This window comes from Streptomyces sp. NBC_01294, from assembly GCF_035917235.1.
GTDB lineage: Bacteria > Actinomycetota > Actinomycetes > Streptomycetales > Streptomycetaceae > Streptomyces > Streptomyces caledonius.
Genome location: NZ_CP108423.1, coordinates 6,684,421 through 6,699,542, shown reverse-complemented (window position 1 = coordinate 6,699,542; position 15,122 = coordinate 6,684,421). Strand labels below are relative to the sequence as shown.

Here is a 15,122-nt window from a genome sequence, read left to right as displayed (position 1 = left end):
TGTTCGGTACTGGGTGCTGCGTCGGATGGCTGTCAGATCTGGATGTCGACGAGGAACGGTCCGGGGTGGGACAGCATCCGGCCCACGGCGGCGACCGCCTCGTCCGGCTTCTCCACCCGCATCCCGCCGGCGCCGAGCGACCGGGCCAGCCCGGCGAAGTCGATCTCGGGGTGCGAGAGGTCGAAGGAGCCCGGGAAGCCGTGCTCCGGGATGTCCCGCTCGCGCCAGTACTGGGCGATGTTGTCGTCCAGCAGCCGGTACTTGCGGTTGTTGCAGACGACGAACTTGGCGTCGATGCCGTGCCGGGCCGCGGTCCACAGCGCCTGGTACGTGTACATGGAGCCGCCGTCGCCCGCGAAGCCGACCACGAGCCGCTCCGGCCGGGCCAGCTTGGCGCCGACCGCGCCCGGGAAGCCCACGCCCAGCGAACCGCCCCGGGTCAGGTGGTAGTCGCCGGGACGCTCCGCCGGCAGGTAGCGCGTGACCAGCGGGGAGGTGGTCAGTGCCTCGTCGAAGACGATCAGGTCCCCGCCGGTGCGCTCGGCCAGGGTCTTGAGGAAGAGGGCCATCGGCGTGCCGTCGTCCGTGGCCGACTGCGCCTCGCGGGTCCGTTCCCGGCGCCGTACGTCGAGCCGGGCGGCCGCCGCGGCCCTGCGCTGCGGGGTCAGCAGCCGGTCCAGTACGCCGGCCAGGGCGCGCAGTGCCTGCTTGGGGTCGGCGGCCAGGCCGAGGTCCACCGGGTGGTTCTTGGCGATCTCGTAGGCGTTGAGGTCGATGTGGACGACCTTCGCACCGGCCCGGAAGGGGCTCTCCAGCTCGGGGAACACCTCCGGGAAGACGTAGGTGCCGACGATCAGGACCCCGTCGGCGTCCCCGATCAGCTCCTTGCTGTGCGGGCCGAACATGTGGCCGGTCTGGCCGCGCCGCAGCGGGTGCGAGGCCGCGATGTTCACCTCGGAGGAGTCGACCTCGTACACGTCGGCGCCCAGCAGCTCGGCGACGGCGGCGAGCTCGTACTGCGCCCCGGAGAGCGCGACCCCGTCCCCGATCAGGACGACCGGCCGCTCGGCGGAGGCGAGCAGCTCGGCCGCCCGCCCCACCGAGGCGGGCGAGGGCGCCACGTCCGTGAGCGGCACCGTGGCCGGCAGGACGGGCTCGGAGTTGAGCTCGTCCAGCACGTCCATCGGCAGCGCCACGAACACGGGCCCCCGGGGCGGGGTGAGCGCGATCTTCACGGCCCGCCGGATGGTGCGGAGCACGGACCGCGGGTCGGTGACCCGGGTCGCGTACTTGGTCACCGGCTTCGCCATCGCCACCAGATCGGACGCCATCTGCGCGTCCATGGCGTCGTAGCGCACCCCGGCGTCACCGGCGACCACGACGAGCGGGGTGTGGCCGCGCAGCGACTGGTAGAGCATGCCGATGCCGTTGCCCAGACCCACCCCGGAGTGCAGCTGGAGCAGGGCCGCGCCGCCGGTCGCCCGGGCGTACCCGTCGGCGATGCCGGCGGCCACGGTCTCCTGGAGGGCGAGGATGTAGTGGAAGTCCTCCGCCGCGTCCACCGCGTCGAGGAATCCCTGTTCCACCGTCCCCGGATTTCCGAACATCACATTCAGGCCGTCGGCCTTGAACTGCTCGATCAGCCTTTCCCGTCCGGGAGTGGCTTCCATGAATTCCCCCTCAACTCTCCGATTTCTCTGCGGCCTCCGGGATTACCAGCCGTATCGGGTGAGACCGTCCTCCAGGACTTCTACGATCTTCTGCCCCGTGAGATAGGAGTCGGGGGTGGAACGTCCGGTGACGAAGGGGAAGTCGACGATCACCGAGACCGGCTTGCCGAAGTTCCCGTGGTACGCGCCGCTCGGGCCCGTCGCGTCGCGCAGGATGTACTCCAGCGGATACGGCGGCGGCCCCATGTTGAAGTCGGTACCGAGGAATCCGGTGCCGTCCTTGTAGTCGTACTCCTTGCAGTGGCCGGTCACGTGCTTGCCCCAGATGATGCTCTTGCGGTCGCTCCAGTCCCGGGCGAAGGCCAGGCAGGCGACCCCGTAGCACTCCGCGGCCACGACCTTGCCGGCCTTCTGGAAGGCCAGGATCAGGGCGTGCACGCGCTCGTTGTTGGCGAGGTCGGCGATCGGGCCGCTGCCGCCGACGATGAGGATCGCGTCGTATCCGGCGATTTCGGCGTCGAGCTTGTCCAGATCGCGGTGGTACTGCTCCAGCTTGGGCAGGTACCCCTCGTCGCTCGTGTACGGCCGCTCGGGGACCCACGCCTCGATGTCGAGCGGCGAGTCCAGCCGGCTCGACTGCTCGAACTCCCGCCCCAGCCGGGCGTTCTCCTCGGTCGTGACCGAGCGTCCCAGCGGAGGGTCGATGTAGTTCGCGTCGAGGCTCGGCGGAAGAGCGTGTGCACGCTTTCCGGTCGGCGTGGCGAATATGACCTCGTAGCCCCGCTCGTCGAACTTCGAAACGGGGCCTATCAGTTCCTCGGCCCAGTAACCGTGTTCGGAGACAATGACCAGAATCTTTCTGCTCACGTATTCCTCCAGGCGCCGCCTGTTGTCGTTGGCGTCCCCCACACTGGCCGTGCCCAAGGCCTTCGTCAAAGCGCTGGTATGCGACTTCGTGAGGTAGCGGCGCAGGTCATGGGGGCACCTCAGGAAGTCGTCCGCAGACGTCATGAAGTAGCTTCAGGACTACCTGACTTCGGCCGAATCGATGAACCATTTCACAGGGCCCGTCCTATGGTCTGGACACGCCGTGCAGCACGGGCGCGCGAGATGTGACGGGTGAACGAGCATGAGCACGAGGAGAGGGACGGGGACGATGTCGATGGACCTGTTGTGCACACACATCGATCAGATACGTCCGGTGAAGCCCACCGCCGTGGGCTGCGAGGAGTGCCTCGCCGCCGGCGACACCTGGGTGCACCTGCGGATGTGCCTCAGCTGCGGGCACGTCGGATGCTGCGACTCCTCGAAGAACCGTCACGCCACCCGGCACTACCGGACCACCGAGCACCCCATCGCGGCCTCCCACGAGCCCGGCGAGGACTGGGCCTGGTGCTACACCGACAAGCTGATGCTGGACCCGGCGTGAACGCGGCCCCGGAGAGCGCCGCCGCCCACGCCGCCCCGTCGGTGAGCGCGGCCGCGGCCGAGCGCGCGGAGAACAGGAAGCCCGTCATCCTGGCCGTCGACGACGACCCGCAGGTGCTGCGCGCCGTCCGCCGCGACCTGCGCAGCGCCTACGGCGACCGCTACCGGGTCCTCGGCGCCTCCTCGGCGGCCGACGCGCTGAAGATCCTGGACTCCCTCGACGAACGCGGCCACGACCCGGCGCTGTTCCTCGTGGACCAGCGGATGCCGGACGTGACCGGCGTGGAGTTCCTGCTGGAGGCGGTCAGCCGCTTCCCGGACGCCCGCCGCGTGCTGCTGACGGCCTACGCGGAGACCGACGCGGCCATCACCGCCATCAACCGGGTCCGGCTGGACTACTACCTGCTCAAGCCGTGGGACCCGCCGCACGAGCGGCTCTTCCCCGTCCTGGACGACCTGCTGTCGGACTGGCTGGCCACCTACCGGCCGGCGTACGACGGGATCATCGTCGCAGGCCACCTGGTCTCCCCCGGCACCCACGCCGTCCGGGACTTCTTCACCCGCAACGGCCAGCCGTTCCGCTTCCTCAACGTCGAGCGGGACCCCGAGGCGCTGACCCTGATCGCCGCCCAGCCCGACGGGGCGCTCCCCCTCGTCCGCTTCCCGGACGGTTCGGTGCTCTCGGCCCCGACCGACACCCAGCTCGCGCAGCGCCTGGGCCTGGCCACCACCGCCTCGCGCCCGCACTACGAGTGCGTCATCGTCGGCGCGGGCCCGGCGGGCCTGGCGGCGGGCGTCTACTCGGCCTCGGAGGGCCTGTCCACCCTGATGCTGGACTCCCGCGCCCCGGGCGGCCAGGCCGGCACCTCCAGCCTGATCGAGAACTACCTCGGCTTCCCCTCGGGCCTCTCGGGCGGCGACCTGACCCGCCGGGCCACCATCCAGGCCTCCCGGTTCGGCGCCGAGATCCTGCACCCGGTGGAGGTGGTCTCGCTGACCCGGGACGACCCGGCGAAGATCCTGACCCTGGCGGACGGCACGGAGATCTCCGCCGAGACGGTCCTGCTCGCCACCGGGGTCTCGTACAACCGCCTCGACGCCCCCGGCGCGGACCGCTTCGAGGGTGCCGGCCTCTACTACGGCGCGGCGACCACGGAGAGCTCGGCCTGCATCTCGCAGCACGTGTTCATCGTCGGCGGGGCCAACTCCGCGGGCCAGGCGGCGGTGCACTTCGCCAAGTACGCCGCCCGCGTGACGATCCTGGTCCGCGCGGCCTCCCTGGACGCGAGCATGTCCCGCTACCTGATCGACGAGATCGACCGCACCCCGAACATCGAGGTGCGGGTGCGCACGACCGTGGTCCGGCTGGACGGCGAGGAGCACCTCGAACGCCTCACGCTCCACGACGCGGACACGGGCGAGGACACCGAGGTCCCGGCCCGCTTCATGTTCACCTTCATCGGCGCCCGGCCGCACACCGACTGGCTCTCGGGCGTCGTCGAGCGGGACGAGTACGGCTTCGTCCTGACCGGCTCGGACCTGATCGCGAACGGCGGCGAACTCCCGGCCGAGTGGAGCCTGGAGCGCGCCCCCTACCCCCTGGAGACGAGCGTCCCCGGCGTCTTCGCGGCGGGCGACGTCCGCGCCCACTCGGTGAAGCGCGTCGCCTCGGGCGTGGGCGAGGGCGCGATGGCCGTCTCGCTGATCCACCGCTACCGCTCGATGGGCTGACAGCGAACGCGGCGTCCGATGGGGTCGTGGACCTTGCGATCAAGACGGTATCGGATGCAACGTTGATTACATGATTACAGCCGAACAGAGCGAACAGCTCCGCGCGTGGTTCGCCGAGCGCCTGCCGGTGGACATCTACGAGTCCCTCCTCTCGGTCACGGCCGACCGCGAGGAGATCACGGTCGTCGGCACCATCCCGGCGACCGAGTCCGTCAAGGACTTCCGCGAACGCACCCGCGAACAGCGCATCGAGGTGGCCCGCGAGGCCGAGTCCCTCTACCGCCGCAAGGTGGCCTGGGGCGTGCGGGTGGGTGAGGAGACGACGCTCTTCACCCACCTCGCCGTCCCCGTGATGACCCGCCTGCGCCAGTCCGAGCGCCAGGTCCTCGACACCCTGGTGGCGGGAGGCGTGGCCCGCAGCCGGGCCGACGCGCTGGCCTGGTGCGTCCGCCTCGTCGGCCGCAACACCGACACCTGGCTGGCGGAGCTGCGCGACTCCCTGGACAAGGTCCACCAGGTCCGCGCGCAGGGTCCCGACGTCTCCGGCACGACCGACTCCATGAAGTCCGATCCCGAATGACGAATGAGCCCCACGGCCGCGCGTGATCGCGTAAGGCTGGCCACGACCGACACCCAGGGAGAGGCACGCACACCATGACCACGACCGTCGAATACATCCGCTACCGGATCGCATTGGACGACCAGCCGGCCTTCGAGGACGCGTACGCCCGGGCCGCCGAGTCCCTGGCCGCTTCGCCCGAGTGCATCGACTACGAACTGGCCCGCTGCGACGAGGAGAAGGACCGCTACATCCTGCGCATCCGCTGGACCTCGATCGAGGACCACCTGGGCGGATTCCGCAAGGGCGAGCACTTCCCGGCCTTCTTCAGCGCGATCCGACCGTACGTGACGGCCATCGAGGAGATGCAGCACTACCTCGTCACGGGCGTCGTGGGCACGGGAAAGGCCGCCGGATCACGATGAGCACCACACCCACCATCTACGAGTGGATGGGCGGAGCCGAGGCGATGAACCGCCTCACCGACGCCTTCTACGCCCACGCCCTGCAGGACGAGATCCTGGCCCCGGTCTTCGCCGGGATGGACTCCGAGCACCCGCAGCACGTCGCGGTCTGGCTGTCGGAGGTCTTCGGCGGGCCCTCGGACTACACCGCCCACCACGGCGGCCACCAGCACATGGCCACCAAACACCTGGGCCGCGCGATCACCGAGAAGCAGCGCCGCCGCTGGGTGGACCTGCTGATGGACACGGCCGACGAGGTCGGCCTCCCGGCGGACCCGGAATTCCGCGGCGTGTTCGCCTACTACATCGAGTGGGGCACCCGCATGGCCCTGATCTACTCGGGCCCCAACCCGCCCCCGGTCGACGCGGCCAAGATCCCGGTCTGGTCCTGGGGCCAAACCCCACCCTGGATCCCGAAAACGACCTGACCCAACCCGGTGGGGGCAGGACCCCGTCCAGCCCCCACCACCCCACTCCGGCTCCGCCGGCCCACTCCGGCTCCGCCGGCCCAATCCAGCCCCGCCGGCGTTTGAGGCGCGGGGTCCGGGGCGGAGCCCCGAGTCCTTCAGCCCCGCCGGCCAATCCAGCCCCGCCGGCGTTTGAGGCGCGGGGTCCGGGGCGGAGCCCCGAGTCCTTCAGCCCCGCCGGCGTTTGAGGCGCGGGGTCCGGGGCGGAGCCCCGTCGGCCCGGCCTCGGCCTCCGGCCCGGGCCCGGCCTCGGCCAGCAGCACCACCAACGGCGGCTCCCCCTCCTGCCCCCGCCAGAAATCCACGGCCTCCTCCAGGATCTCGACCAGGATCTCCCACTCCCCGGGCCGAGCCCCCGCATACCCCCGCCACGAGGTCACGGCCACCAACCGCCCCCCGCCCCCGGCAACCGGCAGCCACGACAGATCCCGCAGCGCATCGGCCAGCGCGTCCCAGTTCCCCCCGACCCACTCCGGCAGCCGCAAGGCACCCCCGCACCGCCGCATCAGCCCGGCCTTGCCCCGTACGCCGTCCAGGTCCAGCCCCAGGACCGTCCAGCCCGCGGCTTCGGCGGCTTCCAGCGCGGGGGCGAGCGGCTGCGGGTCCAGGCTCATCGGAGAATCGCCTTGAAGGTCTCGTAGTGGTCGTCCGTGTAGAAGAACTCCCCACCCGCACCCGTCACGATCCGCCGGGCCCCACGATCCCGCTCCCCCGGCGTCCGAACGGTGAACTCGTGGTAGTAACCACGTTTCTGCTGCGGCAGGACCTTCTCGAAGTTCCCGAAGACGGTGCCGTCCTGCCGGTACGGATACGGCCCGCCCTTGTCGATCAGCGCGAGGACGTCCCGGGCCTGCGGCGGCAGCGCGTCGGCCCGTACGGTGGCCATCCCCTTCGCCCACGGCGGAACGGTCCCGGGGACGGCACTGGAAGCAGCACCCTGATCAGCGCCGGTACTGGCACTCGCGCTGGCACCGGTACTGGTGCTCGCGGCAGCAGGCGCGGGCTTCGGCCCGCCACAGCCCACCGCGCCGACCAGCGCGGCACAGAGGAACACGGCCCCCAGCAAACGCAGCAACGATCGGGGCACGTTCCGAAAGATCATGCACCGATCGTGCTAAATATCCGATTCGCTCGCGAATCGCCCGATGGCTTCAGAGAGCGGCCATCTTGGTGTAGGGACTCAGGATTCGCTTCTGAACCGAACCGAAGTCGACGAGAACGGCGATCCCCTCCTCGATTCCGACGACACGGCCGAGGCCGTGCTCGTCGTGAGTGACCCGGTCGCCGACGTTGAACTGCCGGATGGGCTGTTCCACGGGGGCCTTGAACGGGCTGGACGGCAAATGGCGGCGAGGTACTGCTGACTTTGTCATTGGAACCAGTATGCGCCCCGCAGGCCGCCGCGCGGTCCGCCGTTCGGATCTCAATTCCGGCACCATCCGCCCCGGCGGGGGCCTCCGCGGCCGCCGACGGCGCCCGGCCAGGCCCGATACGCCCCATCGGCCCGCATCGGCCCGCATCAGTCGTCGGGGTCGGCCCGGTCCAGCGCCGGCCGCAGCCCGGGGGCCGACTCGGTGAGCAGGTAGTCGGCGACCGCCGTGTCCGTGACCAGGCTGGTCACCAGCCCCGACCGCAGCACCGCCCCAATCGCGGAGGCCTTGCGCAGCCCGCCCGCGATCGCCACGACCTCGGGGATCCGCCGCAGCCGGTCCGCCTCGACGGTGATGCACCGCTCGCCGAGGTCACGGCCGACCCGCCGGCCCTCGGAGTCGAAGAGGTGGGCGGACATCTCGGCCGCGACGCCCAGCGAGGCGTAGTGGGCCCGCTCCTCGTCGGTCAGCATGTCGTGGACGGTCGAGATGCCCGGCTCCCACGACCCGATGGAGACGGCCGCGACCGTCACCTTGTCGAAGTACTCGAACGCACGCGCGATCCCCGTCTGGCTGCGCAGCGCCGCCGCGGTCGCCGGATCGGGCAGCAGCATCGGCGCATAGATGGGGTGGGCGTCTCCGCCCGAGACCTGGGCGGCCCGGCGCACGGCCTCGACCGAACCCCGCTCCGCGGTCCCCGCGTCGTACACACCGGTCAGCTGCACCACGGTGCACGGGGGCAGCCGGTGCAGGGAGGCGGCCATGTGGATGGTCGACCGCCCCCACGCCAGACCCAGTACGTCGCCCTCGTTGACCAGTTCGCCCAGCAGGTCGGCCGCGACCGCGCCCAGGTTCTCCGGGTCGGGGGCGTCCTCGGTGGCGTCGGCGGGCGACTCCACGACGACGGCGTGCCGGAGCCCGTAGCGGGCCCTGAGGGCGTCGGACCGCTCCGCGTCGAGCTCGGCCGGCACCCGGATCTCGATCCGTACGAGGTCGCGTTCGAGGGCGGTCTCCAGGACCCGGGCCACCTTGAAGCGGCTCACGCCGAACTCCTCGGCGATCTGGATCTTGGACTTGCCTTCGAGGTAGAAGCGGCGCGCCATGGCCGCCGCCTGCACCAGCTCCGCGGGTCCCATCCGCAGGGCTGACCGTCCCGCCGACATTGCAGACACCGCGTTCTCCTCACTGCTGTTCACACTGTCGTGTTCACACTCTCGACTCGCCGTTCATCCTGTCAGATCCGACGGCCGTTAATCAGCCTGGACAGCTCCCGTTCACCGAGCTGTTCATCAACCCTTGGCTCAGTGGTCGCAAGCCCACGGCGCCGCCGCGATGGCCGCACCCGCCTGCTCACGCAGCGTGCGGACGGCGGCGGCCGGCTCGACCGCGCCGTAGACCGCGCTGCCCGCGACGAAGACGTCGGCGCCGGCCTCGGCACAGCGTTCGATGGTCGAGGCCGAGACCCCGCCGTCGACCTGCAGCCACAGCTCCAGACCGTGCTTGGCGATCAGCTCCCGGGTACGGCGGATCTTGGGCAGCATGATGTCGAGAAAGGGCTGACCACCGAACCCCGGCTCAACCGTCATGATCAGCAGCATGTCGAGCTCGGGGAGGAGGTCCTCGTACTGCTCGATGGGCGTCGCGGGCTTGAGCGCCATCGACGCCCGCGCCCCCTTGGCCCGGATCTCCCGCGCGAGACGTACGGGCGCCGCCGCGGCCTCGGCGTGGAAGGTGACCGACCCCGCGCCGGCCTCCACGTACTGCGGGGCCCAGCGGTCCGGGTTCTCGATCATCAGATGGAGGTCCAGCGGGATGTCGGTGGCCCTGCTCAAGGACTCCACGATCGGCATTCCGAGGGTGAGGTTCGGGACGAAGTGGTTGTCCATGACGTCGACATGCAGCCAGTCGGCTCCCTCGACGGCCTTCGCCTCCTCGGCGAGTCGGGCGAAGTCGGCGGACAGGATGCTGGGATAAATCTGAGCGGACATGACCCAAGCCTGCCATGCCTGCAGCCTGTTCCGGCCACGACCCCGCAAGTCGCAGCTCACGTAGCAGTGCTTAAATGATCACGGAGAACATTTAATTTGTTCTACGAGATCGACTTCGGCGCGGTCCTGTCCATGACATCGGCTTCGCGCCGGCGCCCGGAGCGTCACCCCCGGACGGGCCGCACGGCACCCGTCCGAACCTCAGGAGCGGACACCGTTCCCTCCCGCACCGACTCCCCCTGGCGCAATCCGGACTTCCGCACCCTCTTCGGCGCCGCCACCCTCAGCCGGCTCGGCACCAACACCGTCCACGTGGCCGTCCCCCTGCTCGCCCTCACCGCCCTCACCGCCCTCACCGCGAGCCCCGCCCAGGTCGGCACCCTCGCCGCGCTCGCCACGCTCGTCTTCCTGCTGATCGGCCTGCCCGCCGGAGCCTGGGTCGATCGCCTGCGCACCCGCCGCGTCCTCATCACCCGCCGACCTCGCCCGGGCCGCGCTCTTCGCCTCTTTACCGCTCGCGCGGTGGCTCGACGCCCTCACGCTGGGGCAGCTGTACGCCGCGGTCCTACCGGGCGGCGTCGCCACCGTCTTCTCCGACGTCGGCTCCCAGAGCGTCCTGCCGCAGCTCATCGGCCGGGAGGGCTGGTGCGCGCGAACACCGCGACGGCAACCCTCATGGCCGCCGCCACCATCGCCGGCCGCGGAGCCGGCGGCACCCTGGCCCTGGGCTCGGCCACCTCGGGCCTCCTGGCGGAACCAGCCACCCTTCACACCACCCTCTGGACCGGAGCCACCCTCCTGGCCCCCACCTGGGCCGCACCTGGGCCCCGATGGCCTTCTCCCCCCTTCCGGGGCGCGGCGGGGTGAGGGGCGGGACGGCGCGATAGGCGCGAGGTGTCTCGGGGGTGGCGGGATCCGAGCAGTCGGGAGTCAGTGACGTGCATGGGGGTTTCCCGTCAGTCTCATCGTCTCTCCGTGTCGGGCCGGTCCGTCAAGGGCGCTCCTTCGTCGCGTCGCTGCGCGATGGCCTGCGGCCACCCTTGACCGGCCGTCCCGCCCCGGACATACGAAGACTGTCGGGAAGCCCCCAAAGGAACGGGCCGGTCCGAGCTTCCAAGGGCGGGGCGGCCGGAGAAGCCCTGCCCGGTCGGGGGAAGGCACCTCCCTGAGACGGGGCCCATCCCGCACACCGGCCGGGTCGGGGGAAGCGCGTCCAATCGCTACGCGCTCCTCGCCTCTCAGCGTCCGACCACCGTCCGGGGCTGGACATAAGCCGCCCACGGCCCCGGTTCACCTCACGAGATGCGTCCGACGACCGTCTTGGGCCGGCCATGAGCCGCCTCAGATCGCTACGCGCTTCTCCTGGACTGCGACCGGCGGCCCGGCCGGGGCTGATGAGGGCCGGCGAGAGGGGTGGGCGGCTGTTTCCCCGGCTATTCCGTCGTGGATCCGGGTCAGAGCACAAGCGACACCACAAACCCACTCCCAAAGCTGGGTAATCAGGGCAAATGGTCGGCGATTCGAGCGGTCCGCTCTCACTGACCCGACTCCACGACGAAATAGCCGCTGTCAGCCGCCTTTCCACCCCAGACAGCGCCGAGACGCCCTCAATGGGGCGGGACGGTCGGTCAAGGGTAGAGCGCAGCGACATCGCGAAGCGACGCGACGACGAAGGAGGAGCGCCCTTGAGGGGCCGGCCCGAACCGGAGAGACGAAGAGACTGACGGGAAACCCCCCATACACATCCCTGACCACCGCCCCAGCGGCTCCCGCCGCCCCCGAAGCCACCCCGCGCCCCGCCATATCCACCCGGTCGAGCGTCTAGCCGAGTGTCGCGTCCGTGAGGTCCTGTCCGTGGCCGTCGATGAGGTCGGGAGTCTCGAGCCCGCAGCCCTCGGCTCGTCCGTAGTACGTCGGCTCGCCGGCCTCCGCCGCCGCTCCGAGCACCTGGTCGAGCTCCCGCAGGGCCGACGCGAGCCGGGGTGCGTTGTGGGCGTGGATGACCGGCTGCGGCTCGCCCCGAAATCGCAGGGCCCCCAGACGTCGTGGTACACGGACAGTTCGGCCCAGAGGCCCGTCCGGTCGGACGCCAAGAAGGGTTCCACCAGCCGGTACTCCCTTAGCCGTTCACCGTCGGCGTCGTACCAGACGCCCGGTCCCAGCACGGTGATTCCCCCCGATCTCGGCCTGCGGATAACCGGTCGGCCGACAGGCGCGGAGCCGATCGGGCAGCGCCGGATCGTCGAGCGATCGCGTCACGAGGCTCAGGCGACTGTGCATACCGAGGCCGCCCCGGCCGGTCTGGAACCAGTCCCACTCAAGTGAGGACGGCACCAGCAAGGTGTACTTCTCCAGCACCGCACTCATGCGGCCGGCGGTCTTGAGCGCAAAATCCAGACCCGGCTCCGCCACGTCATCCAGATTCCAAACCCACGAACCGCTCTCTTTCGGCGCCCGCATCAGCTCGGCCCACGAACTTCCTTACACCTCAACGGCATTGGCATGGCAATCCCGAGTCCCTTGCACCGTCACCCCGGCGGCATCGGCTGCTCCGGCTCATCGTTGAACAGATAGCCATAAAGGGACCGGAGATACGTATCCAGGGTTTCCCTGTCAGGAAATTCGATATCAGTCAGCTGCTCATACTCGGCCGGCCCGAAAGAATCGTCCGCAATGATCCGATCGAATCCCGAGCGGATCAATTCCACATAAGAGTCACTGAAGCTCAGCAAAGTGGGCCTCAGATAACCGCTCACGTCATAGCCCTCTTCGAGGCTCAGATGCGCTCTGAAGAAATTTCTGAAATTCGCGTCCACTGAATCCTCTTCTTTGATGACGAGGGCCGGACCTACGCTCGCCATCCGGCCCGGACCGAACTCGACCGCCCGCGCCGACTAGGCGGGCGGCGCGCCGCGCAGGTGGCGCAGGAGCTGCTCCAGGGCGGTCCAGCTCTCAGCGGTCCGGCCGTCGCCGAGCGCGTAGTAGAAACCGGGCCGGACGCTCGGGCCCAGCCGCACCGGGCGTTCCTTGAGCGGCGTCCTGCTCGCCCTGTCGCGCCCCGCCTCCTGGACCTCCGTGGGGCCGAGTACGAACGCGTACGGCAGCGGCGGGTTCTCGTAGTGGGGCGGGGCGCTCAGGTCCCGGCGGGCTTCGCGCAGCTGGCACAGCATGGTCTGCAGTCCATACCGGGTCACCAGCTCGCCGGCCAGCCCCGGCAGCGCCTCCAGCGGGAGCTCCTCATCGGAGCCGTAGCCCACGGTGAGGGTGATGTCCTCCTCCACGCCCTCCGGGGTGCGGATGACGCGCAAGGTGGCGACGGCGGGCCGGTCAGCGGTGCCGACGACAACGGTCCACGTGGAGCGGGGGGCACGTTCGTACGCCAGCTCGGTCAGCTGGCGCCTCGACCACGTCAGACCGGCGGGCTCCGACGTGCCCCAGCCGGCCGGCGGGCCGCCGGTCAGCGCCTGCCAGGCGACTTCGAGCGCGCCGCCGAGGAGCAGGTCCGCCGTGGGGCGGTGCAGGGTGCGGAAGGAGACGCTGAGCTGGCGCTCGCCGGTGGGCCCGGCCTCCGCGAAGGCGTCCGCCACCGGCGTCTCGCCGTTCTCGTCCCGGGCCGGGGAAAAGGCGTCGTCCTGCCAGGTCAGTACCGCGCCGGTCAGGCCGTCGTAGTAGCCGCACCGCTCGTCCTGAACCACCCAGCGCGAGGGCATGGACTGCAGCAGCAGGCGGGTGGGCAGGGAGATGCGACAGTGCGGCGGGGTGACGATCTGCAGGGACCGGTCGCTCTCCACGGTGGCCCGCAGCACCTCGGAGAGCCAGCTCGTCATGGGGACGACCGGGCGGTCCTGGAGGACGACGGCGGCCTTGTCGGTGAGCATGTCGACGGCCGGCTGGGCTGCGGCGGGGGCCGGTACGGCGGTGATGCCGGAGACGTTGACGGGGCGGGCCGCGCCGACGGTGCCCGGGGCGTCCGGCGGCCAGACCCGGCCGCCCAGCAGCATGGTCAGCCGGGCCGCGAAGGCTCCGGCGAGCTGCTCGGCCTGCGGTACGCCCGCGGCGGCGCGGGCTTCGACCCACCAGGCGGGGCCGTCGCCCGACAGCTCTGCGCCGGGCCCCAGCAGGCGGGCCGCCTCGCCGGGCACCTGGAGCATCAGCGGCACTTCGATCGATACGAGCGGCCGGCCCTCGGCGTCACACAGTTGAACCACTGCGCCCTCACCGGCGGTCTCGACCCGCAGGTCCGGTCCGCCCGCGAGCAGGCCCGCCAGAACGCTCATCGCGTCGGGCATGCGCTCGGTGAGCGCGATCACGTCCTTGGTCATGCCGTGCTCTTTCTGGTCGTGTCACTCAGCGCTTCGCGGATCTCCGCGCGCCCTCCCGTTGCCCGCGGCCAGCAGATACCCGGAGACGAGCGGCAGGAGGAACAGGTGTCCAGGCCGGCCCGGCAGGCTCGTGACGGGGTTCGGGCGGCTGTGCGTACGGAGGCCGCCCCTGCCGGTCCGGAACGGGCCGGCTTGAGGGCCGTCGGCGAGGTCCTGGACGACGTCACCCCGGCGGCATCGGCTGCTCCGGCACACCGTTGAAGAGGTAGTCATACATTGCCTGCAGGTAGGTACGGAGAGTTTCCTCGTCAGGGAACTCGATATCCGTCATTCGCTCATATTCGACCGACCTGGCCGAGGCGTCCGCCAGGAGCTGCGCGAACCCTGAGCGAACCGCCTCGACGAACGAGTCGTTGAATCCGAGGAGCGTCGGCCTGAGATAGCCACTCGTGTCATACGCTTCCGTGTGGGAAAGATAGCCCCTCACGAAACGCTCGAATCGCTCTTCCATTCACTTCCTGTCCTACGCGCGGCGGCCCGGCGCCGAGCTGCGTGTCGGCCGGGCCGCCCTTGCCGCCCGTACGAAGCGCCCGGCGCCGCGGACGGTGCAACCTGTTCGTCGACTCAGGCCGCGAGCAGGGCCTTGGCGCGGAGGAAGATATCGTCGTCGTCCAACTGCACCGACTCCGCCTCGATGTCGGTCACGATCCGCCGCAGGACCTTCGCCCACTCGCTGACGAATTCCTTCACAGGGACCACCACATCGCCCCGCTCGGCCAGCAGCGTCTCGTAATTTCCGAGTGTGCTGTGCCAGCGCGCCCCGATCCTCAGGGCATCTCCCTCACGGACCATTCTCCATTCGGCCGAAAACGTGTCGGACCCCCAGAAGACCTCGGTCTCCGAGAACTCCAGCCGTTGGATTTCCTCAAGAAGCGGGACCAGGTCATCGAGAAGGGCGGCGAGGTCATAGCCGTACGGCAGCCGCACTGGTACCAGATTCCATACCAGAATCGCGTCCTCAGCCTCGGAGGAGTACATCTCACCGACCGCATCAGCCATGTCGGCGGCTGATTCACAATTCAGAACGGCCGGGCAGCCTGCCTGGATCGAGAAACTCATCGTC

At 70.2% G+C, this 15,122-nt stretch carries 19 protein-coding genes; 6 read left to right on the top strand and 13 right to left on the bottom strand.

Annotated elements, in window-relative coordinates; genetic code table 11:
• Positions 1 to 32: 32 nt before the first annotated feature.
• A complete protein-coding gene (locus tag OG534_RS30310) occupies positions 33 to 1,670 on the bottom strand; it encodes a thiamine pyrophosphate-binding protein (RefSeq protein WP_326592258.1) in 1,638 nt (545 codons plus the stop codon).
• 42 nt (positions 1,671 to 1,712) lie between these two features.
• Positions 1,713 to 2,537, bottom strand: a complete 825-nt coding sequence (locus OG534_RS30305) for a type 1 glutamine amidotransferase domain-containing protein (RefSeq protein ID WP_326592257.1) — start codon at positions 2,535 to 2,537, stop codon at positions 1,713 to 1,715.
• A 262-nt stretch (positions 2,538 to 2,799) separates the two neighbouring features.
• On the opposite strand from OG534_RS30305, the gene OG534_RS30300 reads away from it, so the two are divergent.
• The 5 genes from OG534_RS30300 (at position 2,800) to OG534_RS30280 (ending at position 6,280) form a co-directional block, all read left to right on the top strand.
• Positions 2,800 to 3,099, top strand: coding sequence for a UBP-type zinc finger domain-containing protein (locus tag OG534_RS30300; RefSeq protein WP_385160132.1), 300 nt, complete (start codon positions 2,800 to 2,802; stop codon positions 3,097 to 3,099).
• Positions 3,096 to 4,829, top strand: coding sequence for an FAD-dependent oxidoreductase (locus tag OG534_RS30295; RefSeq protein WP_326592256.1), 1,734 nt, complete (start codon positions 3,096 to 3,098; stop codon positions 4,827 to 4,829). Before OG534_RS30300 ends, OG534_RS30295 begins: the two co-directional genes overlap by 4 nt.
• 70 nt (positions 4,830 to 4,899) lie before the next feature.
• Positions 4,900 to 5,409, top strand: a complete 510-nt coding sequence (locus OG534_RS30290) for a hypothetical protein (protein ID WP_326592255.1) — start codon at positions 4,900 to 4,902, stop codon at positions 5,407 to 5,409.
• A gap of 74 nt (positions 5,410 to 5,483) precedes the next feature.
• Entirely contained in the window at positions 5,484 to 5,813 is a 330-nt protein-coding gene (locus OG534_RS30285) for a putative quinol monooxygenase (RefSeq protein ID WP_326592253.1), read from the top strand.
• Entirely contained in the window at positions 5,810 to 6,280 is a 471-nt protein-coding gene (locus tag OG534_RS30280; protein ID WP_326592251.1) for a group II truncated hemoglobin, read from the top strand. The genes OG534_RS30285 and OG534_RS30280 overlap by 4 nt, the downstream gene beginning before the upstream one ends.
• A 137-nt stretch (positions 6,281 to 6,417) precedes the next feature.
• On the opposite strand, the gene OG534_RS30275 is transcribed toward OG534_RS30280, so the two are convergent.
• The 5 genes from OG534_RS30275 to rpe form a co-directional block, all read right to left on the bottom strand.
• The gene (locus OG534_RS30275) at positions 6,418 to 6,933 is read right to left on the bottom strand and encodes a barstar family protein (protein ID WP_326592249.1); all 516 of its coding nucleotides are present in this window, start codon (positions 6,931 to 6,933) and stop codon (positions 6,418 to 6,420) included.
• Positions 6,930 to 7,421 carry a ribonuclease domain-containing protein gene (locus OG534_RS30270; RefSeq protein ID WP_326592247.1) on the bottom strand — a complete coding sequence of 164 codons (492 nt, stop codon included), beginning with the start codon at positions 7,419 to 7,421 and terminating at the stop codon, positions 6,930 to 6,932. The genes OG534_RS30275 and OG534_RS30270 overlap by 4 nt, the downstream gene beginning before the upstream one ends.
• Positions 7,422 to 7,470: 49 nt before the next feature.
• A complete protein-coding gene (locus OG534_RS30265; RefSeq protein ID WP_030012151.1) occupies positions 7,471 to 7,692 on the bottom strand; it encodes a CarD family transcriptional regulator in 222 nt (73 codons plus the stop codon).
• A gap of 146 nt (positions 7,693 to 7,838) precedes the next feature.
• Entirely contained in the window at positions 7,839 to 8,852 is a 1,014-nt protein-coding gene (locus tag OG534_RS30260) for a sugar-binding domain-containing protein (protein WP_030234040.1), read from the bottom strand.
• Between the two features lie 138 nt (positions 8,853 to 8,990).
• The gene (rpe, locus tag OG534_RS30255) at positions 8,991 to 9,677 is read right to left on the bottom strand and encodes a ribulose-phosphate 3-epimerase (RefSeq protein ID WP_326592243.1); all 687 of its coding nucleotides are present in this window, start codon (positions 9,675 to 9,677) and stop codon (positions 8,991 to 8,993) included.
• Positions 9,678 to 9,773: 96 nt separating this feature from the next.
• Here rpe and OG534_RS30250 point away from each other — a divergent pair, with 96 nt between their 5' ends.
• A complete protein-coding gene (locus OG534_RS30250; protein WP_326592242.1) occupies positions 9,774 to 10,544 on the top strand; it encodes an MFS transporter in 771 nt (256 codons plus the stop codon).
• 954 nt (positions 10,545 to 11,498) lie between these two features.
• Here the strand turns inward: OG534_RS30250 and OG534_RS30245 are convergent.
• The 6 genes from OG534_RS30245 to OG534_RS30220 all read right to left on the bottom strand — a co-directional run bounded on the left by OG534_RS30245 (position 11,499) and on the right by OG534_RS30220 (position 15,118).
• Entirely contained in the window at positions 11,499 to 11,624 is a 126-nt protein-coding gene (locus OG534_RS30245; RefSeq protein ID WP_326592241.1) for a hypothetical protein, read from the bottom strand.
• A gap of 180 nt (positions 11,625 to 11,804) precedes the next feature.
• Complete coding sequence (locus tag OG534_RS30240) at positions 11,805 to 12,089, bottom strand: hypothetical protein (protein ID WP_326592239.1); 285 nt, start codon at positions 12,087 to 12,089, stop codon at positions 11,805 to 11,807.
• 116 nt (positions 12,090 to 12,205) lie between these two features.
• Entirely contained in the window at positions 12,206 to 12,493 is a 288-nt protein-coding gene (locus OG534_RS30235) for a hypothetical protein (RefSeq protein ID WP_326592238.1), read from the bottom strand.
• 78 nt (positions 12,494 to 12,571) lie between these two features.
• The gene (locus OG534_RS30230; protein ID WP_326592237.1) at positions 12,572 to 13,999 is read right to left on the bottom strand and encodes a DUF6177 family protein; all 1,428 of its coding nucleotides are present in this window, start codon (positions 13,997 to 13,999) and stop codon (positions 12,572 to 12,574) included.
• Positions 14,000 to 14,222: 223 nt separating this feature from the next.
• The gene (locus OG534_RS30225; protein WP_326592236.1) at positions 14,223 to 14,510 is read right to left on the bottom strand and encodes a hypothetical protein; all 288 of its coding nucleotides are present in this window, start codon (positions 14,508 to 14,510) and stop codon (positions 14,223 to 14,225) included.
• A 113-nt stretch (positions 14,511 to 14,623) separates the two neighbouring features.
• Positions 14,624 to 15,118, bottom strand: a complete 495-nt coding sequence (locus tag OG534_RS30220) for a hypothetical protein (RefSeq protein WP_326592235.1) — start codon at positions 15,116 to 15,118, stop codon at positions 14,624 to 14,626.
• Between the last annotated feature and the right edge of the window lie 4 nt (positions 15,119 to 15,122).

Coding starts and splice junctions, on each gene's coding strand:
- OG534_RS30280 (WP_326592251.1), top strand. CDS start 5,810: ATGAGCACCACACCCACCATCTACGAGTGGATGGGCGGAGCCGAGGCG.
- OG534_RS30260 (WP_030234040.1), bottom strand. CDS start 8,852: ATGTCGGCGGGACGGTCAGCCCTGCGGATGGGACCCGCGGAGCTGGTG.
- OG534_RS30285 (WP_326592253.1), top strand. CDS start 5,484: ATGACCACGACCGTCGAATACATCCGCTACCGGATCGCATTGGACGAC.
- OG534_RS30270 (WP_326592247.1), bottom strand. CDS start 7,421: ATGATCTTTCGGAACGTGCCCCGATCGTTGCTGCGTTTGCTGGGGGCC.
- OG534_RS30310 (WP_326592258.1), bottom strand. CDS start 1,670: ATGGAAGCCACTCCCGGACGGGAAAGGCTGATCGAGCAGTTCAAGGCC.
- OG534_RS30220 (WP_326592235.1), bottom strand. CDS start 15,118: ATGAGTTTCTCGATCCAGGCAGGCTGCCCGGCCGTTCTGAATTGTGAA.
- OG534_RS30265 (WP_030012151.1), bottom strand. CDS start 7,692: ATGACAAAGTCAGCAGTACCTCGCCGCCATTTGCCGTCCAGCCCGTTC.
- OG534_RS30225 (WP_326592236.1), bottom strand. CDS start 14,510: ATGGAAGAGCGATTCGAGCGTTTCGTGAGGGGCTATCTTTCCCACACG.
- OG534_RS30275 (WP_326592249.1), bottom strand. CDS start 6,933: ATGAGCCTGGACCCGCAGCCGCTCGCCCCCGCGCTGGAAGCCGCCGAA.
- OG534_RS30290 (WP_326592255.1), top strand. CDS start 4,900: ATGATTACAGCCGAACAGAGCGAACAGCTCCGCGCGTGGTTCGCCGAG.
- OG534_RS30230 (WP_326592237.1), bottom strand. CDS start 13,999: ATGACCAAGGACGTGATCGCGCTCACCGAGCGCATGCCCGACGCGATG.
- rpe (WP_326592243.1), bottom strand. CDS start 9,677: ATGTCCGCTCAGATTTATCCCAGCATCCTGTCCGCCGACTTCGCCCGA.
- OG534_RS30300 (WP_385160132.1), top strand. CDS start 2,800: ATGAGCACGAGGAGAGGGACGGGGACGATGTCGATGGACCTGTTGTGC.